Below are 23,251 nucleotides of genomic sequence, written 5' to 3'. Positions count from 1 at the left end.
CCGTCACGCCGACACGACAGGCGGGCGGTGGGCGAGGAGATGTGCCTGCGGGGTCTTCTCGCCCGGACCCGCCTCCCGCACCATCCGCGCCCGCACCTCGAATCCGGCCGACTCCAGCTGCTCCGCGACCTCTTCCGGCATCAGCCGGTGGAAGTCGAGCGAGATCTCGTGCCCGAACCCCTCGGTGTGGCGCACGGGCTCGTGACCGACCTGGAAGCCCATCAGCAGATGCCCGCCGGGGGCGAGGACGCGGTGGAACTCGGCGTACACGGCGGGCCGCCGGGCGGGCGGCACGTGGATGACGGAGTACCAGGCGACGAGCCCGCCGAGGGCCCCGTCAGCGGCGTCGAGCGCCGTCATCGACCCCTCCTCGAAGCGCAGGCGGGGAAACGTGCGCCGGGCGAGGGCGACCATGGCGGGCGACAGGTCGACACCGGAGATGTCCACCCCGAGTCCGGCGAGATGCGCGGTCACCCGCCCCGGCCCGGACCCGACCTCGACGACCCGCCCCTCGACCGTCTCGGCGAACGCGCCGAGCACGGCCCGGTCCAGCGGCTGGTCCTCCAGCACGGTGCGGAACGTGTCCGCGTAGCCGGCGGCGATGGCGTCGTAGGAGGCGCGGGTGCGGGTGAGGAATTCCGGTTCGGGGGTGGTCGTCTCGGCTTCGGTCATCGTCCCGGGCTCGGTCGTCATGGGGAGGACGGTAGCGGGCGGGACCGACAGCGGCGGTCCCGCCCTGAGCCCGCCGATGCCCACCCGTCACCTCCCCGTTCCGGTGCCGGGTCGGCACTGCCCGGCATCAGGCCCGCATCTGTGCTTCGGCTGTTCGTCGGCTCAGGTGCCGGTTCCCGTCAACGGCGCGCGTATTCTTCCGTCCCCGCAATGGGATTCCTCGCTTTCGCGTAGGCCCAGCCTGGAGGTTTGCCTTCATGTGCATCCCCCGGCTTCGGGTCGCCTGAACAGCGCCGTCCACAGGAATGCCTCGCCGAAGTGAGCGGACCGCGGCGGCTGTTCGCGCATCCGGCGCAGTTCGACCTCCTCCAGGTCGGAGAAGATCCAGCGCAATTCCTCGGGTGTGTAGGCGAGTCCGCCGCGCAGGCCGGCCCCGTCGTAGAGGTCGGCGTCCGGCAGCTCCGACCCCATCCCGCCGGCCGCGAAGCAGGTGAGGGCGAAATGGCCGCCGGGAGCGAGGACCCGGTCCAGCAGGGCGAGATAGCTGACCCGGCGGTGGGGCGGCAGGTGGTGGAAGCATCCGGAGTCGAGGACCAGGTCGTACGGCCCGGCCACCTCGGCGGTGTGGAACGCGTCCCCGCGGACGAACCGGACGTCCACCCCCGCCCCCCGCGCCCGCTCCTCGCCCCAGGCGACGGCGGTCGGCGACAGATCGACGGCGTCGACGCGGAACCCGGCGGCCGCGAGCCGGACCGCGTTGCGCCCTGGTCCGCACCCCAGATCGAGGGCCCGGCCGCGCGCCGGGAGGAGCCCTCGGTCGAGGTACGAGACCAGGCTTTCGTCCGGCTTGGCGACGAAGAACGGCACGTCCTTGTCGCGGTCGGCGTAGAAGCCGTCCCACCAGTCGGCGCCGCCGGAGGTCCAGCGGTCGGCCTCCGGCGCGAACAGACCGTCCAGGAGCTGCAGTACGTCGTCGACCGTGCGGATGTTGCGGTGCGTGATGTGTTCCATCAGGGCCCCTTCCCTCGCCGTGAACGGTACGTCGGATCCCCGCGAACGCCCAGGTCAGAGGTTGTTTGCCGACGCGCTGGACGGGCCTGGGACGGACGCTCGGCAACGGCCCGGCGGGGTGGGGGCGCCGGCGCCTGAGCGCGCCCGTACGCGTCCGCCGAAGGGCGCCAAGAGGCATCCTCGCGCGGACCCGGACGCACTTCTTCGGCTCCTGCGCCGTGGGTGGCGGTGACGCGTCGCGCCTCGGCGTCTGCTGAATCGTTTATGCATCAACTGATCGCGCACGCAGCCGAGTTGGCGTGGTGAATCGGACTTGCCATGACGAGAAGACGGGTAGTTAATTGGCCTCGCACGGTGACAGGCCCGCGCCCCTGGTACCCCGGGTGCCGCGCGGTGCGACCCGACTGAGGACGCGTCGAAGCGGAGGAAGCATGCTGGATTCCACGACCCCCCTGCCGGGATGGCGCGGGGGCGACGGAAACGCGGCGTACCTCGACAAGACTCTGCGGCACGAACCCATCGAACTGTCGCTCAACGAGAGCGTCAGCTTCAAGATGGTCTTCTTCCTGTGGCTCAGAGCCGCCCTCGCGGCGTTCGTCGTGGGAGTGGTCCCGGCGTTCATCGGCTTCATCTCCCTGCTGTCCGGCCTGGGGGAGAGCAGCAGTTACGACCCCTACGGGGGGTCGGGCGACAGCGACGGCAGCTACGGGGCCTGGTTCACACTCGCCTTCATCGCGTCGTTCGTCGTCTTCTGGCTCGCGCTCCTCGTGTCCCGGCTGCCCGAACCGGTCGCCGAATGGCGGGTGTTGCTGGCCGACCGCACCGACCGGGTGCAGTCCGTGTACGGGGTGATCCTCCAGACGCTCACCGCCCGCCGGTACCCGCTCGCTCCGGCTCCGCACGGGACCAGGATCACGCTGACCGACTCCCCGTACGTCGCGTACGTCTCCGTCTTCAACTACGGCAACAGCCTCTACCTGGGCTGGATGATGTGGCGTTCGCGGCGCGGCACCGAACTGATGGGGCAGTTCCTCGGGGACCTCGTGCGCGGGCTCAAGGGCGAGAACGGCATCGAGCACCAGCTGCTGCGCAGCGAGGGCGCCCGCGCCATGCGGGAGGCCGTTCATCTCGCCTGCCGCGAGGGGCTGATGGCCGCTCTGGACGGCACGCCGACACCGGGCGCGCAGGTCCCGGGGCCTGCGGGCGCGCCGGGCGGTGCCGCGAGCGGGGCGATCCCGCGCCCGTCGAGCCCCCCGCCGCCCGTCGTCCCGCCGGTCGCGCCACCGGCCGTTCCCCCGGTGCCCTCGCCCTCCCACCAGCAGCAGCAACCGACCGCCGGCGGCACGGGCGACGGGGCCGGCACGCCGCAGTGAGCGTCCTGGTGTCCGCCTCCGCCTCCGAGGCGTGGGCCTGGTCCGGCCTGCGCCTCGAACCGCGGCCCGCCATGAGCGACAACGGAGCCCACGTGGGCCTCCCCGAGTCGCAGCGCCGGACCGAGGCGGCCGCGCTCGAGCAGGTGTGGCTGTCGCGCCAGTGGGTGCCCGACGGGCGGGCGTTCGAGCTGCGGTACACGAACGGGGCGCACGGCATCACCGGCACGCTCCTGTGCCGGGCCCGCGGGAGGGACGGCGCGTCGGCGTCCGCGGCGGCGCTCGCGCTGCGCGGCGCGCTGATGGACGGCCCCCGCCACGTACGGGCCGAGCCGATCGAGGACGCGAACGAACTCCACACCGTGCTCGTGCCGTCCGCGCACCCGCCCGTCGGCCTCGCGGAGGTGCGCAAACGCGTCGTCTGGGCGTACCTGCGCCGCCGCGACACCGACTTTCCGCTCGGCGTCGCCTTCGAGCCCCTGATACCGGAGTCCGTGAGCTGGGAGCCGGTGTGGGACGCGCTCGTGCGCGAGAGCGTGCCGACGACCGTGAGCATCTGCCTGGAACCCTACGCACCGCCGCACGAGCTGCGCTCCTACCTCGCCTACCTGGCGCAGGAGTACGGCAGGCTCTCCCAGCCCGGCCGGCCCAACCCCGTCTTCACGCAGTACATCCCGCCGGACCCGTTCGCCGTCCGGGCCGCGGGCCTGTACCAGGAGGCGCTGAGCGCGCTGTCCGGCCGCACCTACCGGCTGCGGATCTCGCTGGCGGCGCCGGATGCCGTTCCCCACCACCTGGCCGAGCTGATCGCGGCCACCGTCTCGGCCCCGTCCGGCGCCGGCCCCGGCGGGCCGGTGGCGCGGGCGGTGGCGGCACACGAGGCACCCGCCGCCTGGGGCAACATCACCGGGCTGCAGCACTGCTGGCTGGCCGCCGCGTATCAGCAGGACGTCCCCCAGCCCCTGGGCGCCTGGGAGCGCGTCCTCGCCGATCTGGTCGACGTGCCGCAGGCCTCGGCCGCCTTCCGCTTCCCGTACGAGATCCCGGGCCGGCCACCGCTGTTCGCCACGTCGCGAAGGGCCGGGCCGGCAGCGGCACGAACGCGCGGCGACGGGGCCCGGGGGCCCGAAGGCCGCGATCCGCACACCCCGACGTTCTGACCCCGACAGCCTGTCCCACCCGTCCCCCCGACACCCAGGAGCCGTGTCCGTGCCCACCATCACCTTCGAGATCGACGGCCACGTGGACGAGGCCGACGCCCACACCCGCTCCCTCGCCGCGTGGCTGAACGACGACGAGGACCTCAGCGGCTCGGCCCGGCTGCGCATGCTTCCGCCCGCACCGGGCGAGCAGGGCGGCCTCGCGGACGCGGTGGAGATCGTCGGCGCCGTGGGCCCGGTGCTGGACGCGGTGATCAGCGGGGCAGCGGTGTGGCTCGTGCAGCGGGCCAGGTCGCGCAGGATCAGTTTCAAGGTCACCAGGCCCGACGGGACGAGCGTCGAGCTGTCGGCCGGCAATCCGCAGGACGCCGCCGAGGTGCAGCGGCAGTTGCGGACCTTCCTGGAACCCGGGCCCGCGGATTCGGAGTAGCGGGCCAGGTCCCATCGGCCATGTCCTGGTCCCTCACCGTTCCCTCACCGTCGAACTCGGCCGCCGTCGTCGTGGGGACCGCCACCCATGTGCTCCCGAGCGGCCTTCCGTCGCTGCCGCAGGCGGAGCTCAGCGTCGCCGCGGTCGGCGACGCGCTCGTCGGGCCGCTCGGGTCGTTCGACTCCGGCAGCGTCCACCGATGCGTCGACCCGCCCAGCGCGGCCGACGTCTTCCGGCTGCTGCCCGCGCCCGGCACCCGGCGGCTCGACGTGCTGCTCTTCTACTTCGCGGGGCACGGGCTGTGCGGTGAGGGCGACCGGCTGTGTCTCGCCCTGCCCGGGTCGGTCGACGACGTGGACAGCGCGGAACGCACCTCGCTGCCGGTCACGGCACTCTTCCAGGCCATGCGTCAGGTGCGGGCCGAGCACCGGGTCGCGGTACTCGACTGCTGCTTCGCCGGACGGGCGCTCGACGCGGCCGACGCGGCGGACATCCATGTGCTGGCGGCCGCGGGCCGTACGAGACGCGCCCTCACCCCCGAAGGGCACCTGCGCACCGGCTTCACCACCGTTCTGCTCGACCTCCTCGCCGACGGCGTCCCGGACGGACCCGAACACCTCGACCTCGCGACGCTCTACCGCCGGCTCGCGGTGCGTCTCCCGGCGGCAGGGCTCCCGGCGCCGCTCCAGCGGACGTTCGGCAGCTCCGGTGACCTCGCCCTCTTCCGCAACACCGCCCACGGCACCGCGCTGTCGGAACCCGGCCTGCTGGCCCGCGCCCGCTTCGCCGACCAGGTGCGCACGCTGGGGCTGCGGGGCCGCGCGGGGCGCCTGGACCAAGCGGTCCGGCTGCTGCGGTCGGTGGCGGACGACGCGGCTCGCGTGATGGGGCAGGGGCACCCGGACACCCTGCGCTACCGCCACGTCCACGCCGCCGCGGTCGGCGAGGCGGGAGACCCGGCGACGGCGTGCGCGCTGCTCGAACAGGCGCTCGCGGACGGCGCGGCCGCACCGGACGGGGGGACGGCACCGGCGCTCGACGCGCTCCGGTCGAGCCTCGCGTACTGGCGCGCCCGGGCCGTCCCCCACGAGGGCTCAGCGCTCGGACAGCGGTGACGGCGCCTCCTGTACGCACCACGTGTTGCCGTCCGGGTCCTTGAAGAACATGAACGCGTTCCACACGTCGCCCGGGCCGTCCTCCCAGCCCGTCGCACCCACGTGCTGGATCTGGCTCACCGGCACCCCGCGCGACATCAGCTCCGAGTGCGCCTTCGCGATGTCGGTCACGCACAGCTGGAGCGCGTGCAGGGTGCCGGGGGCCATCTCGGGCTGGTCGGGGTGGCGCGGCATTCCGGACATCAGCGCGATGGAACAGCGCGAGCCGGGCGGCGTGAGCTGGATGATGCGCATGCCGGGGGCGACCTCGTCGTCCAGGTCGACCTTGAACCCCAGCGCCTCCCCGTAGAACGTCTTCGCGCGGTCCAGGTCCGTGACCGGGACCGTGACGACTTCGAGGGTCATTTCCATGGCGGGTCCTTACGTTGTCGCGGGAGCGAGGAGTGGAGCCGGGAAACGCGGGTCAGCCGGTGAGACTCCAGCGGGTCTGGCCGTACGGCTCTCCCCGGTGGAAACCGAACGCCTTCCGCGGCGCCACCCGGAATACCAAAGCCTCGCCGGCCGTGTGCGCGAACACGCCGTCGCGCACCCCGAAAGTCCAGTCCTCGCCGTACTCCCCGCTCCACAACCGCACCGGCGTGCGCGGCGTCGCCTCGTCCGTGACCCGGACCGCCTCGCCCTCGACCACCACGTCGTCGCCCTCGCTCAGCGAGTTCGTCGACCCGGTCGTGAGCACCACGTGCGGGTAGGCGCGCAGGTTCCGGGCCATGGACCTGGCGCGGCGCCCGTACTCATCACCCGCACCGGGACGGGTCATCGCTCGCACCGGGACGGCCCCCCTGGCCCCTCAGCCCACCGGCTGCCAGGCCTCCGGCGCCCCGGGAGAGGACCAGTACAGCCGCCCGTCCTGGCCGATCGCGCCCACACCCGTCTCCGTGCCCGACAAGGCCCCCACGAACAGGGGCCCGCCCGACCGCCAGTCCGGCCTGCCGGCAGAGCGGCCCGCCGTGCCCGTGCCGCCCGGCTCCGGCAGGTACGTGCCCGGTACGCCCGTCCGGGAGCGGACCGCCAGCAGCGCGTGACCGGGGCCGGACGCGCTGACCGGGCCGAAGCCCGCGACGCCGCCGAGCTCGGTCACGGGCGAGGCGACGGGGCCCGAGAAGTGGACCGTGCGGACCGCGCCGGACACGGGCCTGCGGAACCAGAGCCGTACGCCCTCGCCTTCCGGCGCCGCGCTCAGCGCCAGTGTCGTCGGCGGCAGGCCCGTCGCCGTGGGACCGCTCAGCGGGGCGCCCGGCCTCGCCTGCGTCCAGGACCAGACCGACAACGGGCTGCTCACGAAGACGTGCTGGCGGCCGCTCGCGTCGGACGCCACGGCCGGGTCGCCGTGCAGGTTCTCGCCGCCGCGCTCGCGCCAGTCCGACCAGGAGCCGTCGAGGCGCTGGGAGACCGAGCTGAGGGAGTAGTGGCCGTTGCGCAGGTAGACCGTGATCCGGCCCGTCTTGTCGACCGTCGCCGCGGGGGCCGAGATGTCGGAGAGACCGGAGGCGTCGTCCTTCTCGGGCGTGCCGAGCGAGTGCCAGGGCCCGAACGCGCCGCCCGGCCCGCGCTGCACCGCCGTCACCACCTCGCGGCGGTAGTCGGCGGGCCCCGCGCCCAGGGTCGTACGGGTCGCGAACACCGCGATCCGGCCGTCCGCGAGCCGCACCGACGTCACCCCGCTGTCGAGCCCGGTGCCGGGCAGCAGCTCGGGACCGGTCCAGGCTCCCCGCGCGGCGCGGTGCCAGACCGCGAGCCGTGTGTCGAGGACCGAGAAGGCCCACAGCTCGCCGCCGCGTCCGGGCTGCGCCCAGGACGTCGACTCGCCCCGGGTGTAGCGGACGGACCGCGTCCAGCCGTGGCCGCCGGGTCGCGCCGCCACCTTGCGGTCGCCGCAGCCCGCCTCGGCGCCGCAGTAGTTCCGCTCGTCCGTCCACGCGTACGTGTGCATCGTGCGCAGCTTGGCCGCCGCCGTTTCCGGGTCGAGCGTGTACGGCAGGCCGCTGGTGAAGTAGCCGAGGTAGTTCTGGACGCTGAACGCCGGGTGGCCGGGCGTGGCCGCGTACCGGGTGAGCGCCGCCTGCGCGAACCGCGCCCCGAACAGGTGGTCCTGATGGTCGGTGGGCCGGTCCGTGCCGGCGACCAGGCCCGGCGTCGGGTCCTGCATCCGTACGTGCGTGGGCGCGAACCGCTTCAGCAGCCCCGCGACCGTGTCGACGACCTGCGCCTTGCTGTACGCGAAGTCCCGCTTCACCGGGGAGCCGGACGCCAGCTGCGAGGGCAGCTCGGACACCCGTCCGTCCCACAGGCCGTGCAGGCTGACGGGCCGGTCGCCCGAGATGGAGCCCGCCTCGCGCAGCTGGACCCACACCAGGGATATCTCAGGACGGGCCGCGAGCACGTCCAGTTCCGCGGTGCCGCCGCCCGCCGTCGGTATCGCGGTGCGCCGCCACGGGCTCGTCCGGTCGCCTGTCGCCATCTCCGCGTACGCGGCGCGTATGCCGTTCTGCCGGGCCTCCGCGTACCGGGCCTTGTCGGCGGCGGGTCTGACCGAGGGGGCGAGCGGGCCGGTGCGGGCCGCGTTGACGCCGTCGGACTCGCCCGCCGTGAGGTAGACGGAGGTCAGCCGCGAGCGGGAGTCGACCGACTGGCGGGTGTCGGGGTTCATGAAGAACAGGTCGTCGTCCGGGTGCGCGACGATCTGGACCACCGACGCGGGGGCCTGCCCCGCGGGCGCCGGGCTCTGTGGGACGGCCGTCGGCCGGGCCGTCTGCACCTTCGGCGGCGTGCGCGTCGCGCCGGAGCCGGCGGCATCGGCGCCGTAGAACCAGCCGGCCACGGCGACCGGGGCGACCAGCAGGGCCGCCGCCGGGCCTCGGCGGGAGAGCAGGGTGAAGCGGCGGCGGGGCCCGGACGAGCGCATTGCGGTGGTGCCTTCGGTGTTCAGGTTTTCCAGCGGACGAGGGTGTGGCCGGCGCGCGTCGTGTGCGGCCCGTCGCGTACGGGCCCGAAGACCGGCACCGGCGTGCCGTGAAGACGGAGATACCGAGCATGCGGTTCATCGCGGGCGTTGTGTGCGGAACATGGCGTATCTCACGCGCCTCGTACGTCACATCGGGCAGTCCCGTTCCGTCGCGCCTCGTACGGCACGTCCGGCAGTCCCGTTCCGCGCCGCGCCGGACCGCCCCGCGGTCCGCCGGGCCGGGGCCGGGCGGTGGGGGCTAGGCTCGATGCGGCACGCTGATCAGGGCGAGGACGGGAGAACGGGATGACGGCGCCGGGGCGCAGAAGCAGCACCTTCACGCGACTCCTTCGGCACGGATTCACCGACCCCTCCGCCGCCGAGCGGCTGCTCGACCTCCCCGACATGGCCCCGGTCCGCGCCGACCCCGTGCTGCTCGACGCGTTCGGCGCCACCGCCGACCCCGACCTCGCCCTGCGCGGCCTGGTGCGCGTGGTGGAGGCCCACGAGGACGGCGAGCGCCGCCGCTTCCTCGACACCCTCGCCACCGCCAAGCCCCTCCGTGACCGGCTGCTCGGCGTCCTCGGCGCCTCCGAGGCGCTCGGCGACCACCTGGCCCGCCACCCGCGCGACTGGCAGGCGCTGTTCACGTACGAGTCCGCCGACCTGCACCCCGGCGTGGCCGAGTTCGAAGCCGGGCTCGCCGGCGCGACCGACCCCGTCTCGCTGCGCGTCGCCTACCGCCGCTGCCTGCTCGCCATAGCGGCCCGCGACGTGTGCGGCACCACCGACGTCGCCGAGGCCGCCGCCGAGCTCGCCGACCTCGCCACCGCGACCCTGCGCGCCGCGCTCGCCATCGCCCGCGCCGCCGCGCCCGACGACGCCGCCGCCTGCCGCCTCGCCGTCATCGCCATGGGCAAGTGCGGCGGCCACGAGCTGAACTACGTCTCCGACGTCGACGTGATCTTCGTCGGCGAACCGGCGAACGGCACCGACGAGGGCAAGGCCCTCCAGGCCGCCACCCGCCTCGCCTCGCACCTGATGCGCATCTGCTCCGAGACCACCGTCGAGGGCACCATCTGGCCCGTCGACGCCAACCTGCGCCCCGAGGGACGCAACGGCCCGCTGGTGCGCACCCTGTCCAGCCACCTCGCCTATTACCAGCGCTGGGCCAAGACCTGGGAGTTCCAGGCGCTGCTCAAGGCGCGACCGGTGGCCGGGGACCTGGCACTGGGCGAGGAGTACATCGACGCCGTGTCCCCGCTCGTCTGGCAGGCCGCCGAGCGCGAGAACTTCGTCGCCGACGTGCAGAAGATGCGCCGCCGTGTCGTCGACAACATCCCCGCCGCCGAGATCGAGCGCGAGCTCAAGCTCGGGCCCGGCGGGCTGCGCGACGTCGAGTTCGCCGTCCAGCTCCTGCAGCTCGTCCACGGCCGCAGCGACGCCTCCCTGCACAGCGGCAAGACCCTGGAGGCGCTCCAGGCGCTCGCCGCAGGCGGATACGTCGGCCGGGCCGACGCCGCCCAGCTCGACGACGCCTACCGCTTCCTGCGCGCCATGGAGCACCGCATCCAGCTCTACCGGCTGCGGCGCACCCACCTCGTGCCCGAGCAGGAGGCCGACCTGCGCCGCCTCGGCCGCTCCCTGGGGCTGCGCGCCGACCCGGTCGCCGACCTCAACCGGGAGTGGAAGCGGCACGCCTCGGTCGTGCGCCGGCTCCACGAGAAGCTGTTCTACCGGCCGCTGCTCGACGCCGTCGCCCAGCTCGCGCCCGGTGAGATCCGGCTCAGCCCCAAGGCCGCAGGACAGCGCCTCGAAGCGCTCGGCTACGCCGACCCCGCCGCCGCCCTGCGCCACCTGGAGGCGCTGTCGTCGGGGGTGTCCCGCAAGGCGGCCATCCAGCGCACACTGCTGCCGGTGCTGCTCGGCTGGTTCGCCGACTCCGCCGACCCCGACGCGGGCCTCCTCGGCTTCCGCAAGGTCTCCGACGCGCTCGGCAAGACGCCCTGGTACCTGCGGCTGCTGCGCGACGAGGGCGCCGCCGCCGAGAACCTGGCCCGGGTGCTGTCGGCCGGCCGGCTCGCGCCCGACCTGCTGCTGCGCGCTCCCGAGGCCGTCGCGATCCTCGGCGACCCCGAGGGCCTGCGGCCCCGCGGACGCGACCACCTCGAGCAGGAGGTGCTCGCCGCCGTCGGGCGCGCGGACAGCGCGGAGGCCGCCGTCGCCGCGGCCCGCGGGGTGCGCCGCCGCGAGCTGTTCCGTACGGTCGCCGCCGACCTCATCGCCTCGTACGGCACCGAGGACAGCCCCGCCGAGGCGGATCACGGAGCCCTCGTCGACCGGGCCGGCACGGCGGTCACCGACCTCACCGCGGCGACGATCGCGGGCGCGCTCAGGGCCGCCGTGCGCGACCAGTGGGGCGACACGCTGCCCACCCGGTTCGCGGTCATCGGCATGGGCCGCTTCGGCGGCGGCGAGCTGGGCTACGGCTCCGACGCCGACGTCCTGTTCGTGCACGAGCCGCGCGACGGCGTGGACGAGGAGGAGGCGGCGCGCGCCGCGAACACGGTCGTCGCCGAGATGCGGCGGCTGCTCCAGCTGCCCACCGCCGACCCGCCCCTGCTGATCGACGCCGACCTGCGGCCGGAGGGCAAGAGCGGACCCATGGTGCGCACGCTCGCGTCCTACGAGGCGTACTACCGCCGCTGGGGCCTCGTGTGGGAGAGCCAGGCCCTGCTGCGCGCGCGTCCCATGGCCGGCGACGCCGAACTGGGCGCCCGGTTCCTCGAACTGGCCGACCCGCTGCGGTACCCGGAGAACGGACTCGGCGAGGACGCCGTACGGGAGATCCGCCGGCTCAAGGCGCGCATGGAGTCCGAGCGCCTGCCGCGCGGCGCCGACCCGACACTCCACGCGAAGCTGGGCCGCGGCGGGCTGAGCGACGTCGAGTGGACGGTCCAGCTGCTCCAGATGCGCCACGGCCGCGAGGTGCCGGGCCTGCGCACCACCCGTACCCGCGAGGCCCTGGCGGCGGCGCGGGAGGCCGGTCTGATCCCGGCCGAGGACGCCGCGACGCTCGACGAGGCGTGGGTGCTCGCCACGCGGGTGCGCAACGGCGTGATGGTGGTGCGGGGCAGGGCGGGCGACACGTTCCCGTCGGACGGCCGGGAGCTGGCGGCGGTGGGCCGTTATCTGGGCTACGGGCCGGGCCAGGTGGGCGCCATGCTGGACGACTACCGCAGGGTGACGCGGCGGGCGCGGGGCGTCGTGGAGGAACTGTTCTACGGCGCGTAGCGCGCGGGGCTAGGCGCGCGTGGGCAGCAGGCGCCGGAAACGCTGGGGCCGGTTCGGGTCCTTCGGCACCAGCCGGGGCAACCGGTGCGGCAGGGCCCGGTACCACGCGTACGACACCCCGAAGCCGAACGCCAGGCAGATCATGCCGCCCACCGCGTCCAGCCAGAAGTGGTTCGCCGTCGCCACGATGACGACCAGCGTCAGCGTCGGGTACAGCACGCCGAGTATCCTCACCCACGGCGCCGTCGCCACCGCGCAGATGATGAGGCCGCACCAGAGCGACCAGCCGATGTGCATCGAGGGCATGGCCGCGTACTGGTTCGACATGTTCTTGAAGTTGCCCGAGGCCATCGAGCCCCAGGTCTCGTGGACGAGAACGGTGTCGATGAAGTGCTGCCCGCTCATCAGCCGGGGCGGGGCGAGCGGATACAAGTAGTAACCGACGAGCGCCACACCGGTGGTGGAGAAGAGCACGAGGCGGGCGGCGGCGTAACGGCCGGGGTGTCCGCGGTAGAGCCACACCAGCACACCGATGGTCACCACGAAGTGCAGTGTCGCGTAGTAGTAATTCATGGACACGATCAGCCATGTCACCGAGTTCACCGCGTGGTTGACCGACTGCTCCACCGCTATGCCGAGGGTCTTCTCGGCCTCCCAGATCCAGTCCGCGTTGCGCAGGGCCTGGGTCCGCTGCTCCGGCACCGCGTTGCGGATGAGCGAGTACGTCCAGTAACTCACCGCGATCAGCAGGATTTCGAACCAGATGCGGGGACGGCGCGGCGACCGGGGAACGCGCCGGATTTGTCCGGTGTGGACCGATTCGGTGTCGGCCTCGTCGTCCACCATGGGTGACGGGGTCGCCATCCGGCTGTCCAGAGTCTTCACGGTCGCTTCACCCATGGGACGAGAGTCTGCCAGATACACGGCCCGCACTGATCATCCCTCGGACGGGTTCGCGCCGGGTGCCGTACACCTTACGGACGAGCGGCCCGTCAGGGGGAGAGCCGGGGATTCCCGATGGCGATCCGGGCGGCCGGCAGGTGCTTCTCCAGCAGCAGCACCCCGTACACGCTCCCGTCCGGCGCCCGCTTCGCGGGCTCCTCGCCGACCACGGCGTAGCCCGCGTCCTCGTAGTACGTCCGCAGCCGGGGGTTGCCGCTCAGGCAGTCCAGCCGGGCCGTCGCGCGCCCCGCGGCCGCGATGCGCCCCTCGGCATGGGCGAGCAGCGCCCGGCCGGTGCCGGGGGGAGCCGACCGGTCGGTCATCAGGCGGTGCACGTAACCGGCCGTCGGGGGCTGTGCGCCCCAGGCGCCCTCGTCGTCCCACCACAGTTCGTACGCGCCGACCGGGGCGTCCGCGGCCCGCATCAGCCACACCTCGCCGTCGGCGATCCGACGGCGGAAATGGGCGGCGTCCTTGCCGCCCGGCTTCCACTGGTCGATGCCGTGGCGCAGCATCCACCGCGCGGCTCCGTCGTAGAGCCCGACCAGGATGTCGACGTCCGACGCGGTTGCAGGGGAGAAGCTCGCGGGGGAGAGGGGAGACCCGGTGATCATGGCCTCATGATGACGGGCGGGCCCGGTCGGTCACGGCCCGGGTGCCGGTCCGCCCGAGGGAAGCCCGCCACCGTCGGCGGCCGTCGGGCCACTGCCCCGTGTCAGCCCCCGCCCAGAGGAGGGCGCTGGGCGGGCACCTGCGCCGGCGCGAGGGCCAGCAGGCGGCCGACGAGGTCCCCGAACGGGCCGTCGGCCGGCTCGTCCGCGAGCATGGCCGTCACGACCTGCGCCATCTCCTCGTCGTACGCCGCGCTCACCGCGGCCAGCGCCGCGAAGTCGTGCACGAGCTGGAGCTCCAGCTCGGCGCGCGGGATGCAGCGGCCGTCCAGCCACAGCAGCGCGGTCGACTCGGCGAGCGAGACCCAGGAGCGCACGACGAGTTCCAGCCGCGGCGACGGCGCCGTGATCCCCAGGTGCGCGAGGATCTGGTCGAACGCGGCCTGGCGCACCTCGTCGATCATCGCGTTGGTCGTGGACGAGCCGACGGCGGGACCGCCGCGCATCAACGCCGAGAAACCCGGGCCGTGTTCGTCGACGAAGTCGAAGAAGCGGCCCATCACCCGCAGCAGCCGCGCCCCCAGCGGGCCGTCGTGCGGCTCCTCGAACCGCCGGGCCAGCTCGTCGGCGGCCCGGCGCAACGCCGCCTCGTACAGGCTCTGTTTGCCGGGGAAGTAGTGGTAGACGAGCGGCCGCGAGATGCCCGCGGCCGCCGCGATCTCGTCGATGGAGACGTCGTCGGGGGAGCGGTGGCTGAACAGCTCCAGCGCCACACCGATCAGCTGCTGCCTGCGCTCCTCGACGCCCATCCTGCGCCGCACCCCGGTCGTCATGCCGACACCCTACAGACCGGGCCCGGGCGCGTCCCTCCTGGTCCAGGGCGCGGACCACCGCTCAGTGCAGCGCGCGGACCCGCGTGCCGTCCGGGAGGCGGCCGTCCAGCTCCGCCCGCGCGCCCTCCCGCGCCCGCACCGCCAGCACGCGGCCGGCGCTGAAGCCCGAGGCCCCGCCCGAGACGGCCAGCGAGGCGAACTGGCCGCTTCCCGCGGCGAGTACGTACCACTGGCCCGCCTGCGACTTCCACAGCACGCCCGCCAGCGCCCGGGGCTCGCGCACCCCGCACGACGGCGCGTCCTGCGCCCGCGCCACCACGGTGCCCGGTGCGCCGGGGCGGTCGGCCGGGGGGTGGAACTGGGCCATCACGCGGCCGCCGGCGCCACGCCACGTCTCGGCCCGCGTGCACACCCAGGCGGCCGTGCCGTTGGCCTCCGGCAGCCTCTGGCGTGCGTACTCCCAGGCGTTGACACTGCGCACGCCGTGCGCGCGCACCCCTGCCAGCGAACAGGCCGTACGCGCCCAGGACGCGCGGGCCGCCGGGCCGGTGGCGTCCTTCGGGGCGGTGGGCGGGCCGAAGGTGAGCCGCGCGGGCGTCAGTTCGCCGAGGTCCGTCAGCACCCGGGCCCCGCCGCCCGCCTCGACGGCCTCCAGCGTGTGCCACGCACGGCAGGCACGCGCCTGGGCGGGGCTCGGGAGCGGTGACGTCACCCCGTCGGCGTCCCGCGGCAGCGGACGAGGCCGGGCCGCCGGCACGAGCAGGTCCCGTACGGACACCCGACGCACCCACGGCGCCGTCAGATAACGGACGTCCGCGCCCGCGCGAGCCACGACGAGCGCCGCCGCGGAGGCCGTGTCCGTGCCGTCCGTCCGCGCGAAGTCCAGTGCCGCGCCGGGCGAGCCGTCGCGCGGCTCGGCGTAACGCGCCACGCGCAGGCCGTCGTGCAGCAGCACCACCCTCGCCGCGCCCACCTCGCCCGCGAACAGCAGGTGCGGCGGTCCCATGGGCGGACCCGACGGTGTGCCCGGCGTCGCCGAGACCAGGACCGTCGCGCCCGGTCGCGCCCACACCGCGAGCGCCCGCCGCAGCAGGCCCCGGTCGTCCACGAGCGGGCCGCGCGCGGGCCACACCGAGAAGTCCCGCCGTGTGGAGTGCCGCCAGGCGCCGGGCTCGGCCCGCGTCAGCCTGTCCGGGTCGAGGGCTGCCTCGGCCGCCGGATTGCGGGCGTAGAGCGGGGCCGCCGCGTCCGCGCCGCGCCCGCCGCCCGGCAGCCCCAGCAGCGCCCCGCACACCGCGAGCGCCGCGACGGCCACCAGCCCCGCCCTGACGTGCTGGCGGCGGCGCATGAGGTCCGTGGGCCGCACCTGGAGGGAGCACGGGTCGAACTCGGGCGAGCCGAGCAACGCCGCCGCCTTCCTCCCGCCCGGCACCGCGTCCGCCGCCGCGAGCGCCGCGTCCGGGTCCGCCGCGCCCGCGGCGGCGAGGGCGTCGCGCACCCGCGCGTCCGGGAGCCGTTCGAGGCCGCGCAGCACGTAGGCCGCGCGTGCGGGTCCGTCGAGCGCGGACAGCCGCTGGTCCAGGGCGAGTTCGTCCGCGCCGCCGGAGCGGGGGAAGACCCGCAGGCCCCAGATGTGCGGCAGCAGCGGCGGCAACTGGGCGCGCCGCGGCCGCGCCAGGCGCCGCAGCGGAAGCCCGGCCTCCAGCGCCTGGCGCAGCACCCGGCCCCGTACGAACACGTAGCCGGGGTCCGCACCGCCCTCCGGGCGCCGGGCCCGCGGCACGGCGGCACCGCCCAGGACCGCCCCACGGCCGCGCGGCAGCGACCGCTGCGCGATCGCGTGCGCCGTCAGCACGCGGCGGTTGCGGCCGAGAGTCGGCGGCAGTACGAGGTAGGCGATCCGCACGAGCCGCGGATAGTGCTCGACGAGCGCGGCCTCCGCCTCCTCCACACCGACCTCGCTCCCGAGGGGGACGGGCGGCGCGGAGAGGGCGGAGGTGTCTGCTGCGGTGACGGCATCCTGTGGTCGCACGTTCAGCAGAACGAGCGAATCGTCCTATGGTCACCAAGGCGCGTGCGCGGACGGGGAAGTGGCCGCTGCCCGGGTCGCCCCCGGCGCGCGGGGCCGGCCGCGCCCTGGAGCGGCGCCGGACCACGGCCGTGCCGGGCCTCCGTGGTGGGGCACCGACGGGCCGTGGACGGGGCGGCTGTTGCTGTCCACCCGGGCGGCTGTCTGCCGGCGCGGGGGCCGGGCAGCCCGTTCGGGCCCCGTGGAGGCCGCGCCCACGACCTGTCGGGGACGACGGTGTCGCCGTGCGGTCGTCGGGCGGACCGGCCGCACCCCGGGCAGCGCCGGGCCGGTGGGTGCCTGCGCCACCGCACCCGCAAGCGGCACGTCCCCCTCACCGCGACGTGAGGTGGTCGCGGAGGCGGCTCAGTGTCGACGGGTTCACCCCCAGGCCGTCCGTCACGTACGCCTCCATCGAGCCGTACCGCGCGTCGACCTCGTCCAGGGCCGCCGCCAGGTACTCCGGAGCCACGCCGATCATGCCCAGCGCCGTCTCCGGGCGGCCGCCCTGCAGGGTGAAGCCCTCCACCAGCGGCGCGAACGCCTCCCGCACCGCCGCGTTGACCGACAGGTACTCAGCCCGCACGGCGTCCGGCGACGCTCCCAGCACGCTGAGCACGATCGTCGCCGCCCAGCCCGTGCGGTCCTTGCCCGCCGTGCAGTGGAACAGCAGCGGCGTCGCGCCCGGCTCCGCCAGCTCGTTCAGGAACGCCCCGTAGGACGCCCGCGCCGAGTCCGTCACCACGAACGCCCGGTAGATCGACTCGAACATCTCCCGGCCGCGGCCACCGCCGAGTTCCTTCTCGGCGGCGGCCGGGTCGGCCAGCAGCTGGCGCAGCCGGGCCGCCGCCGGCATCCGGCCCGCGGCGACCTGGTCCGCCAGCACGTCGGCGAGCAGGAGCCGCCCGCCCGGCGGCACCCGGTCCGGGCGGGCGTCGCGCTCGGCCGCCGTACGGAAGTCGACCACCGTACGCACACCGAGCGCGGCGACCGCCGGATCCGCCGCCAGGTCGAGCCGGTGCAGCTGACCGGAACGCAGCAGCACACCGCTGCGCACCGTGCCGCCGTCGGCCAGCGGGATGCCGCCGAGATCGCGGAGGTTGGCGACGGTGGTGGACGGGATCGCGTTCATGGAGCGGAATGTATGCGCCCGGGGTGTCAGCCGGCGGACGCGACACCTTCCCGCAACGACCACCCGCTGAACCGCACGGTCCCCCGCGCCCCGCTGCCGCCGTTCACCGCGCTCATGAAGAACCCGGCGTCCTGCCGCGCAGCCGCGCCCGGCACGGTCACCGTCGCGACGGTCCGCCACGTCGTCCCGCCGTCCGTGGAACACGCGCCGGTGAACGACGCACCCGCGTCCTTCGTCAGCCGCAGCAGCACCGGCGCCCTGACACCGGTGATGCGCCGGTAGGCGTCGAGCGTGCCGTCGCCGTTCGTGTCGTACGACAGCACGACACCCTGCCCGGGCGTCACCGCCAGGTTCACGAAGCCCGCGTCGCCCGGCTTCCCGAGGGCGTTGCGCACGACGATGCCGGCGCGCGCCCAACTGCCCGTCACCTCCTGGGCGTCCACCCGCAGCAGCACACTGCCGCCCTCGCTCAGCACACCCTCGCGGTACGCGGTGCCGAACTGCGTCGTGCCCCGCCACAGGTCGTTGCCCGCACCGTTGATCGCCAGCCGGTCGCCGAGCTGCCCGAACACGGCCGCGTTGGAGGTGAAGGTGCGCCACTCGGGGTCCAGCGGCGCCGCCAGGTGCACACTGCTGCGCTGGGTGACCGCCACCCGCTCCTCGCCGGCGGGCCCGTACCGCGTCGTCAGCACGTACGGCATCGGCACCAGCGGCTCCGTCAGCGGCTCGTCCGGCGCCGTCACCCGCCAGGCCACCTCGCCGCTGCCGCCCGCCGCCACGCTCTCCAGGTACGGGGTGCCCTGAGGCTCGGCGTCGAGCCCGGTGAGCTCCAGATCCACCCGGCCCGTCGCCCGCAGCCCGTTGAGATTGCGGAACGAGGCCGTCACCGTGCCCGTGCTGCCCGGGCTGAACGCCGACGGCTCCACGCGTACCGAGACGAACCCCTGGTACGGCGCGGCGGCCAGGGTGTCGTACACCCGGCGGGCCGTGCGGTACGCGTCTCCCGTCGGCCGCACCGGGTACGCCCGCCGGTCCTTCGTCCACGCCTCCTCCGCCGGGTACCAGTCGAACGACCGCGGCGCCCTGCCCTCCGCCAGCGCGTCGGCCTGCTCGGTCAGGTACGCCTCCCACTGGGGCACATGGACGTCGCCCATCAGCCCCTGCCAGTCCCGGTTGGCGTAGTTGCTGAGCTGCCCCGCGGTCACCCGGTCCGCCCAGGTGGTGATCAGCACACGGGCCGTGCGCTCCAGCTCCACCGCCTCCTCGGCGCTCGTGGCCAGCCGCTTGGCGTCCTCCAGCCACGGCCCCAGCAGGAACGCGCGGTGGCAGCCCGCCATCGTGTCGGCCAGCCGCATCAGCTTCACCCACAGCGTGGCGATCGCGCGGAAGGTGTCGACGTCCTTGTCCAGGTACGCGGTGCGCAGCGGCAGCTGGAGCGTGCGCGAGCGGTTGGCCAGCGCCTGCCGTGCCAGGTCGGTCAGATCGTGGCAGTACGCGTCCGTGTCCCGCAGCGGCGGCCGTACCTCCAGCAGCGCGGCGAAGGCCCGGTCGAAGTCCGCCGGGTCGAAGGCCGTCCCGATCGAGTAGGCGAGAGAGGGCCGGCGGCAGAACAGCGAGTCGTACGGCCGGCCGTCGGTGCTCGTGAGCCTGTACGCGGTCGCCGCCAGCGCGGCGAACGCGGACCTCGCCGAGCGGTCGTCACCGCCGTAGCGGATGCGCGCGTACTCGGCGAACCACGCGTCCCGGTCGATCTTCTCCTCGCGCCAGGCCAGTTCGCTGAAGAGCTCCAGTGCCGCGGGGTCACGCTCCGCCGCCTCCGGCATGTACGCGGTGCCGACCAGCGCGCTGCCCGGTTTGTCGCGCCAGGCGGTGAACTTCTCCGTCCACCGGTCCGTGTTCGCGCCGATCGTCGTGCGGCCGCCGAAGTTGGGGATGGTGCCGAAGGCGTACGGCGCGCCGCCCCAGTCGGCCTCCCGGTCGGTGACCGTGTCCAGGTCGGACAGGCCGTCGACGATGAGCAACCGGTCGGTGTCGACGGCGTCCAGCAGCGCCCGGCGCGGGTTGGCCTGCCAGCCGAGGATCACCCACGTCGCGTCGGGCCGGGCCGCGCGCAGCGCCGTCTCCACGGCGCGGGCGGCGTCCGGGACCGGCACGTCGCCCGCCGTGCCGCCCTCGTGGAGCAGGTCCATCTTGAAGTAGGAGACGTCGCCGAACAGTTCCGCCTGGTGCCGGTAGAAGGCCGCGGCCACGTCGGCGAAGGCCCGCGTGCGCGGGTCGAGCCAGTCGGGGCGGCGCAGGCCGTTCCAGGTGCCCTGCGGGATCACGCGCGCGTCGCTGTCCGGATTGCGGGCCGGGAAGTCGTCCGGGACGGTGCCGAAATACCCGGGCAGCACCGGACGCATGCCCAGCTCCCGCATCCGGTCGGTGATCCTGCGGCCCAGGTCGGTGCGGCGCTCGATGAGGGCGGGGGACATCGGGCCGCCGTACTCGCTCATGTTCTGCAGCAGCCACCACGGCTGGTGCGAGGGCGCGGGCAGCCAGGTGCGCGCCTCGGTGTCCGAGTAGCCGAAGTCCATCAGCAGCCGGTGGTAGACGGCCTCCTGGCCGGGCGTCACCAGCACCTCGTTGCAGCCGTGCAGGGCCAGCACGTCCAGCAGCCGCTCCCAGCGCGGCCAGTCGGCGTAAGGGGCGGTGTAGCCGTCGTGGGTGTCGTTGTACGCGAACCGGTGCGCGACGGTCGCGGCGCGTTCCAGCGGCGCGTGCGGCGCGGGCAGCCGGCGGGGCAGGCCGAGCTGGGAGCCGGACCACGAGATGTGGGCCCTGCAGACGTACTTGAGGTACCAGTGGACGCCGGTCAGCAGCACGGCCGCACTAGTACCCGCCACCTCGACGCGCCCCGTCGAGCCCGTGACACGGAACCGCTCCGCGCCGCCCACCACCCGCAGCCGGAACTGCTCCGCGTGTTCGGGCAGCAGCCGCCGCAGGGCCGCGAGCGCGACGTCGGCGGCCGCCTCGGGCTGCGCCGCACGGGTGGCGGGGACCGCCGCGCGGCCCCCGGACGCGACGGCCGGGGTGTGCGCGGCGAGTACCGCGCCCGCCCCGACCGCCCCTGCCGTGCCCAGAAGCGTACGTCTCGACAGCTCGTTCATCAGCGCTCCTCCGTGTTGCTCCGGCGACAACAGGTGCGTGCGCAGCGCACGTTACTCGCGGTTCCGCCGCGCGAAGAGGGTGCGGGAGTGCACCATGGCCGGATGCGGACGAGTAAGAACACCAGTACGCGGCGGGTGGCCCGGACAGGACTGGCAGTTGTGGTCCTCGCCCTGGCCGCCGCCTGCTCATCGGGAGGCGACGACGACGGGCGTGTCGGGGCCGGCCAGGACGCGAAGGAGCCCCGGACGGCGACCGGCAGCCTGGAGGACATCGCACGCCAGGCCGAATGCGAACCGAACATCCAGACGGACGCGGAGGAGCTGCGGCAGGCCAACTGCACGACGGCGGACGGCAGGTACGTCCTCGCGACCTTCGCCACCGACCGCGGCCAGCGCGAGTGGCTCAACGAGGCCAACGACTACGGAGGCACCTATCTGGTCGGGCGCAAGTGGGTCGCGGTCGGCGACGAGAAGGTGGTGACGGCGCTGCGCGGCCGGCTCGGCGGCACGGTGGAGACGGGCGCCGGGCACGGCTCGCACACCGGCGGCGCGGGCAGCGACGGGGGCGCCAGCGAAGGCCACGAGGACCAGGAAGGCCACGACGGCGACGACGGCCACGAGGACAAGGAGCACGAGGGGCACCACGGGGGCTGAGGCCCACGACCACCGGTCCGTACCGCGGGCCGGCCGGGACATCCCGGCCGGCCCCAGAAGGCCGCGCACGACCGCGTCCGCAGACGCGGCGAGGCCGGTTCCGCCTGGAGTGCTCCAGGCGGAACCGGCCTCGTCCGTTCAGCGGGTCACTGGCACCTGCGCCCGCCGTTGATGCAGTTCACCACCTCGTCCATGAGGTCCTCGTCGAAGACGTTGATGAAGTCACCGTGGTCGGTGACCGGCTTGTGCAGCTGCTCCGGGAAGGAGTCGACGGCGAACACCGACGCGTTCTCCCCGTCGAACACCGGCGGCGGCACGTCGTAGACGATGCGCTGCACCAGCTGCGGAATGGCCTGGAAGCCGTTCGGGCAGCCGCCGTCCGCGTCCGCGAAGGCCACATGGGTCCGGTGGTTGGCGCTGTCGATGTTCTGGCCGTCCCAGCAGCTCTGGAACTTGAACGTACGCACCACCTGGCTGCCCTCGGGACAGATCGGGTACTTGTCCTTGAGCTGGCGGTCCTCGAATCCGGTGCAGCTCCACGAGGCGTTGGCGTTGGCGTTGCCGTTGACGAACGCCTTCGCGTCACCGGTGATGATGCGCAGGAACCTCGGCATCGCCGTCACCTTGCTCACCGGACTGCCGACGAACGTCATCGTGACCTGTGACGGTGTCTGGATCTCACCGACGTTCTGGTCGTTGCCACCGCCGTCCGCGTTGGCGTCGTTCTCCTGCTGCCCGTTCTGCAGGCGCAGCACCGGCCAGAAGTACGTCGACCTGTCGCCCTGGTTGCGGCACGTGGTGTCACCGGCCGCCAGGTCGTCGTCGCTGGCGAAGGCGTCGTTCGCCTGGTTGCCGACGTAGTCGTGCATGTGGTGCGCGCCGTTGCTCACGCCGGGGGCGACGATGACGTTGTCCGGGTTGAACTTGCCGTTCGCGTTCACGCCGCAGTCCGTCGTGAACGTACCGCGGGACGAGCCCCGGCGGTTGGGCGGCTGCTGGACGTTCGGCTGGACGTTCTGGATGTCGACGAAGTCGCCCGCATCGGGACCGTTGCCGGCCTGGCCGCCGTTGCCGCCCTGGTTGCCGTTGTCGCCGTCGCCGTTCCCGTCGTTCTGCCCGTCGCCGTCGTTCTGGCCGTCGTTCTGGTCCTGGCCGTCGTTCTGGTCGCCTCCGTTCTGGTCCCCGTCGTTGTTCTGGCCGTCACCGTCGCCGTCACCATTGCCGTCACCGTCGTTGTCGCCGTCGGCGACGTCGTCCCGCAGGGTGCACGGAGCCATCTGCTCCAGCCCCTGCGGACGCTCGGCCGAGCGGTCGATCAGCGCCACGATCCGCTGGATGATCACCAGGCGTTCGTTGCGCAGCGGGGACAGGATCTGGTTGTCGGCGAAGGACCGGTCCGTCTGCACCCGCTCCCGGTTGTCGGCGAACCGCTGGTAGGCCGTGGTGATCTGGGTGTCCAGCGTGGCCAGCTCACGGTCGACCGCGAGGCGCTGCTGGTCGGGGACCTCCTGGAGCGAGTTGCCGACGTCGGGACAGTCGATGGTGGACACCTGCTGACCTGCCGCGGCCCGGGTGCTGCTCTGCTGCCCGTCGCTCCGCCCGCCGGGCCACCAGCCCTCGCCTGCGGAGGCGTACGTATTGGCCGCGACCAGCCCGCCCCCGCCCAGGATCAATGCGGCCGAGGCGGCGATCGCCCGGTTGGCCAGCGTCGAGCGTTTTCTTGATGTGCGTCCCAATGGAACTCCTCTGCTTCGTTGCCGGGGGGTGTGTGGGTTAAGGGGGGTCCCGGCAGAGGGAGAAGCGCGTCGT

Annotated in this window: 18 protein-coding genes; 6 read left to right on the top strand and 12 right to left on the bottom strand. The window is 74.0% G+C overall.

Annotated features, from left to right (window positions below; all coding sequences use genetic code 11):
- Window positions 1–3: 3 nt before the first annotated feature.
- Together AB0K02_RS00755 and AB0K02_RS00750 are read right to left on the bottom strand one after the other, a co-directional pair.
- Window positions 4–693, bottom strand: a complete 690-nt coding sequence (locus AB0K02_RS00755) for a class I SAM-dependent methyltransferase (RefSeq protein ID WP_365990168.1) — start codon at window positions 691–693, stop codon at window positions 4–6.
- A gap of 234 nt (window positions 694–927) precedes the next feature.
- Entirely contained in the window at window positions 928–1,683 is a 756-nt protein-coding gene (locus AB0K02_RS00750) for a class I SAM-dependent methyltransferase (RefSeq protein ID WP_365990167.1), read from the bottom strand.
- A 431-nt stretch (window positions 1,684–2,114) separates the two neighbouring features.
- Between AB0K02_RS00750 and AB0K02_RS00745 the strand changes: the two genes are divergently transcribed.
- From AB0K02_RS00745 to AB0K02_RS00730, 4 genes are read left to right on the top strand one after another with little or no spacing between them, the layout of a single operon-like run.
- Complete coding sequence (locus tag AB0K02_RS00745; RefSeq protein ID WP_365990165.1) at window positions 2,115–3,056, top strand: hypothetical protein; 942 nt, start codon at window positions 2,115–2,117, stop codon at window positions 3,054–3,056.
- Window positions 3,057–3,064: 8 nt separating this feature from the next.
- Window positions 3,065–4,213: a hypothetical protein gene (locus AB0K02_RS00740; protein ID WP_365990164.1), complete on the top strand. Its 1,149-nt coding sequence runs from the start codon at window positions 3,065–3,067 to the stop codon at window positions 4,211–4,213.
- 49 nt (window positions 4,214–4,262) lie between these two features.
- Complete coding sequence (locus tag AB0K02_RS00735) at window positions 4,263–4,643, top strand: hypothetical protein (protein ID WP_365990163.1); 381 nt, start codon at window positions 4,263–4,265, stop codon at window positions 4,641–4,643.
- Window positions 4,644–4,663: 20 nt separating this feature from the next.
- Window positions 4,664–5,758 (top strand): tetratricopeptide repeat protein, encoded by a 1,095-nt coding sequence (locus tag AB0K02_RS00730; RefSeq protein ID WP_365990162.1) that lies wholly within the window; start codon window positions 4,664–4,666, stop codon window positions 5,756–5,758.
- Here the strand turns inward: AB0K02_RS00730 and AB0K02_RS00725 are convergent.
- From AB0K02_RS00725 to AB0K02_RS00715, 3 genes are read right to left on the bottom strand one after another with little or no spacing between them, the layout of a single operon-like run.
- Window positions 5,738–6,169 carry a VOC family protein gene (locus AB0K02_RS00725; protein WP_365990161.1) on the bottom strand — a complete coding sequence of 144 codons (432 nt, stop codon included), beginning with the start codon at window positions 6,167–6,169 and terminating at the stop codon, window positions 5,738–5,740. The two genes, AB0K02_RS00730 and AB0K02_RS00725, sit on opposite strands and share 21 nt — an antisense overlap.
- Before the next feature lie 52 nt (window positions 6,170–6,221).
- Window positions 6,222–6,575, bottom strand: a complete 354-nt coding sequence (locus AB0K02_RS00720; RefSeq protein WP_365990160.1) for a hypothetical protein — start codon at window positions 6,573–6,575, stop codon at window positions 6,222–6,224.
- Between the two features lie 30 nt (window positions 6,576–6,605).
- Window positions 6,606–8,720, bottom strand: coding sequence for a PIG-L family deacetylase (locus AB0K02_RS00715; RefSeq protein WP_365990159.1), 2,115 nt, complete (start codon window positions 8,718–8,720; stop codon window positions 6,606–6,608).
- A gap of 345 nt (window positions 8,721–9,065) precedes the next feature.
- Here AB0K02_RS00715 and AB0K02_RS00710 point away from each other — a divergent pair, with 345 nt between their 5' ends.
- A complete protein-coding gene (locus AB0K02_RS00710; RefSeq protein WP_365990158.1) occupies window positions 9,066–12,053 on the top strand; it encodes a bifunctional [glutamine synthetase] adenylyltransferase/[glutamine synthetase]-adenylyl-L-tyrosine phosphorylase in 2,988 nt (995 codons plus the stop codon).
- A 9-nt stretch (window positions 12,054–12,062) separates the two neighbouring features.
- Here the strand turns inward: AB0K02_RS00710 and AB0K02_RS00705 are convergent, their stop codons facing one another.
- From AB0K02_RS00705 to AB0K02_RS00680, 6 genes are all read right to left on the bottom strand, one after another.
- The gene (locus AB0K02_RS00705) at window positions 12,063–12,953 is read right to left on the bottom strand and encodes a phosphatase PAP2 family protein (protein ID WP_365990157.1); all 891 of its coding nucleotides are present in this window, start codon (window positions 12,951–12,953) and stop codon (window positions 12,063–12,065) included.
- A 92-nt stretch (window positions 12,954–13,045) separates the two neighbouring features.
- Entirely contained in the window at window positions 13,046–13,609 is a 564-nt protein-coding gene (locus AB0K02_RS00700; protein WP_365990156.1) for an N-acetyltransferase, read from the bottom strand.
- A gap of 101 nt (window positions 13,610–13,710) precedes the next feature.
- Window positions 13,711–14,439: a TetR/AcrR family transcriptional regulator gene (locus tag AB0K02_RS00695; protein ID WP_365990155.1), complete on the bottom strand. Its 729-nt coding sequence runs from the start codon at window positions 14,437–14,439 to the stop codon at window positions 13,711–13,713.
- 61 nt (window positions 14,440–14,500) lie between these two features.
- The gene (locus tag AB0K02_RS00690; protein WP_365990711.1) at window positions 14,501–16,390 is read right to left on the bottom strand and encodes a hypothetical protein; all 1,890 of its coding nucleotides are present in this window, start codon (window positions 16,388–16,390) and stop codon (window positions 14,501–14,503) included.
- A 451-nt stretch (window positions 16,391–16,841) separates the two neighbouring features.
- Window positions 16,842–17,639, bottom strand: coding sequence for a tyrosine-protein phosphatase (locus AB0K02_RS00685; RefSeq protein ID WP_365990154.1), 798 nt, complete (start codon window positions 17,637–17,639; stop codon window positions 16,842–16,844).
- Window positions 17,640–17,665: 26 nt separating this feature from the next.
- Complete coding sequence (locus AB0K02_RS00680) at window positions 17,666–20,788, bottom strand: alpha-N-acetylglucosaminidase (RefSeq protein ID WP_365990153.1); 3,123 nt, start codon at window positions 20,786–20,788, stop codon at window positions 17,666–17,668.
- Window positions 20,789–20,890: 102 nt separating this feature from the next.
- Here AB0K02_RS00680 and AB0K02_RS00675 point away from each other — a divergent pair, with 102 nt between their 5' ends.
- Window positions 20,891–21,442 carry a hypothetical protein gene (locus AB0K02_RS00675; RefSeq protein WP_365990152.1) on the top strand — a complete coding sequence of 184 codons (552 nt, stop codon included), beginning with the start codon at window positions 20,891–20,893 and terminating at the stop codon, window positions 21,440–21,442.
- A 146-nt stretch (window positions 21,443–21,588) separates the two neighbouring features.
- Here the strand turns inward: AB0K02_RS00675 and AB0K02_RS00670 are convergent, their stop codons facing one another.
- A complete protein-coding gene (locus AB0K02_RS00670) occupies window positions 21,589–23,178 on the bottom strand; it encodes a DUF1996 domain-containing protein (protein WP_365990151.1) in 1,590 nt (529 codons plus the stop codon).
- Window positions 23,179–23,251 lie beyond the last annotated feature (73 nt).

Origin of the sequence: Streptomyces sp. NPDC049597 (genome assembly GCF_040675505.1) — a bacterium.
Classification (GTDB): Bacteria; Actinomycetota; Actinomycetes; order Streptomycetales; family Streptomycetaceae; genus Streptomyces.
This window is presented reverse-complemented; position numbering and strand designations above follow the sequence as displayed.

Excerpts from the sequence above, each read along its gene's own strand:
- AB0K02_RS00680 (WP_365990153.1), bottom strand. The coding sequence starts at position 20,788 with ATGAACGAGCTGTCGAGACGTACGCTTCTGGGCACGGCAGGGGCGGTC.
- AB0K02_RS00675 (WP_365990152.1), top strand. The coding sequence starts at position 20,891 with ATGCGGACGAGTAAGAACACCAGTACGCGGCGGGTGGCCCGGACAGGA.
- AB0K02_RS00705 (WP_365990157.1), bottom strand. The coding sequence starts at position 12,953 with ATGGGTGAAGCGACCGTGAAGACTCTGGACAGCCGGATGGCGACCCCG.
- AB0K02_RS00725 (WP_365990161.1), bottom strand. The coding sequence starts at position 6,169 with ATGGAAATGACCCTCGAAGTCGTCACGGTCCCGGTCACGGACCTGGAC.
- AB0K02_RS00755 (WP_365990168.1), bottom strand. The coding sequence starts at position 693 with ATGACGACCGAGCCCGGGACGATGACCGAAGCCGAGACGACCACCCCC.
- AB0K02_RS00720 (WP_365990160.1), bottom strand. The coding sequence starts at position 6,575 with ATGACCCGTCCCGGTGCGGGTGATGAGTACGGGCGCCGCGCCAGGTCC.
- AB0K02_RS00745 (WP_365990165.1), top strand. The coding sequence starts at position 2,115 with ATGCTGGATTCCACGACCCCCCTGCCGGGATGGCGCGGGGGCGACGGA.
- AB0K02_RS00685 (WP_365990154.1), bottom strand. The coding sequence starts at position 17,639 with ATGAACGCGATCCCGTCCACCACCGTCGCCAACCTCCGCGATCTCGGC.
- AB0K02_RS00730 (WP_365990162.1), top strand. The coding sequence starts at position 4,664 with ATGTCCTGGTCCCTCACCGTTCCCTCACCGTCGAACTCGGCCGCCGTC.
- AB0K02_RS00700 (WP_365990156.1), bottom strand. The coding sequence starts at position 13,609 with ATGATCACCGGGTCTCCCCTCTCCCCCGCGAGCTTCTCCCCTGCAACC.
- AB0K02_RS00750 (WP_365990167.1), bottom strand. The coding sequence starts at position 1,683 with ATGGAACACATCACGCACCGCAACATCCGCACGGTCGACGACGTACTG.
- AB0K02_RS00710 (WP_365990158.1), top strand. The coding sequence starts at position 9,066 with ATGACGGCGCCGGGGCGCAGAAGCAGCACCTTCACGCGACTCCTTCGG.
- AB0K02_RS00695 (WP_365990155.1), bottom strand. The coding sequence starts at position 14,439 with ATGACGACCGGGGTGCGGCGCAGGATGGGCGTCGAGGAGCGCAGGCAG.
- AB0K02_RS00715 (WP_365990159.1), bottom strand. The coding sequence starts at position 8,720 with ATGCGCTCGTCCGGGCCCCGCCGCCGCTTCACCCTGCTCTCCCGCCGA.